This is a genomic window from Mycobacterium sp. 1165178.9, from assembly GCF_001673555.1.
Lineage (GTDB): Bacteria > Actinomycetota > Actinomycetes > Mycobacteriales > Mycobacteriaceae > Mycobacterium.
In genome coordinates this window covers 1-1,132 of sequence record NZ_LZMB01000534.1, presented here as the reverse complement: position 1 = coordinate 1,132, position 1,132 = coordinate 1, and the positions used below count along the sequence as shown (strand labels likewise).

At 69.4% G+C, this 1,132-nt stretch carries 2 protein-coding genes; one reads left to right on the top strand and one right to left on the bottom strand.

Going from position 1 to position 1,132, the window contains the following annotated elements:
- A partial coding sequence (locus tag A5652_RS22800; protein ID WP_156745491.1) for a zinc-binding dehydrogenase occupies positions 1-477 on the top strand: 477 nt, incomplete at its 5' end.
- Here A5652_RS22800 and A5652_RS22795 read toward each other — a convergent pair.
- On the bottom strand, positions 474-1,132 hold a 659-nt coding region (locus tag A5652_RS22795; protein WP_067357192.1), incomplete at its 5' end, for an alpha/beta hydrolase. The two genes, A5652_RS22800 and A5652_RS22795, sit on opposite strands and share 4 nt — an antisense overlap.

The following is a 1,132-nucleotide window of genomic DNA, read 5'->3' as shown; positions in this document are numbered from 1 at the left end:
ACCGCGCTGACCTACGACGACGTCCGCGTCGTCGCCATCGATCAATTGCCGGAGAAGTTGGCCGCCGCCCGGCGCCTGGGGGCCCACGAAACCTACACGCCGCAGCAGGCCACTGATGCCGGGGTGAAGGCCGCGGTGGTGGTCGAGGCGGTCGGTCATCCGGCCGCGCTGGAGACTTCGATCGGCCTGACGTCCCCAGGAGGGCGCACCATCACCGTGGGGCTGCCGCCGCCGACGGCACGAATCAGCGTGTCGCCGTTGGGTTTTGTGGCCGAGGGCCGGTCGTTGATCGGCAGTTACCTGGGTTCCGCGGTGCCCAGCCGGGACATCCCCCGGTTCGTCGGGCTGTGGCGGTCGGGCCGGTTGCCGGTGGAATCGCTGGTGTCGTCGACGATTCCGTTGGAGGACATCAACGAGGCGATGGACAACCTGGCCGACGGCACCGCCGTGCGACAACTCATCAGGTTCGACGGCTAATCGCCGTGCAACGCATCGAACAGGGCGTGGCCCTGCAGCGCGAACAATCGTTGCGATCCCGCCCAATCGGGCAGCAGCGAATCGAAGCCGTGACAGGCGCGCGCGAAAACGTGCAGCTCAACCGAGACCCCGGCGCGCAGTAACAGCAGCGCGTAGTCGATCGCCTCGTCGCGGAACGGATCGATCTCCGCGCAGGTGATCAAAGCCGGTGGCAGTCCTGCGATTTCGCCTCGCCGGGCGGGCACCGCGTTTTGCGGCGCGCCGGCCGGTCCCAGGTAGTGGCGCCACATCAGTTCGGCGGCCTCGCCGTCGAACGCCGGACTGGTGCGCAACTCCGCCTTCGACGGGGTGGCCCGGTCATCGAGCACGGGCTGGTGTAGCAACTGGAACGCCACCGGCGGCAGTGCCCCGTCGGCGGCCCGCTGCGCCAAACATGCGGCCAGCGCGCCGCCGGCGCTGCTACCCGCGACGGCCAGGCGCCCCGGATCCACCTTGAGATCCCCCGCGTTCTCGGCAACCCACCCCAGCACGGCGCTCGCATCCTCGAGGGCCGCCGGGAAGGGGTGTTCGGGTGCGAGCCGATAGTCCACCGAGACCACCGTGCAGCGGCCGCGTCGCGAAAGCTCCACGCATTGACGGTGATCGGTGTCCAGGT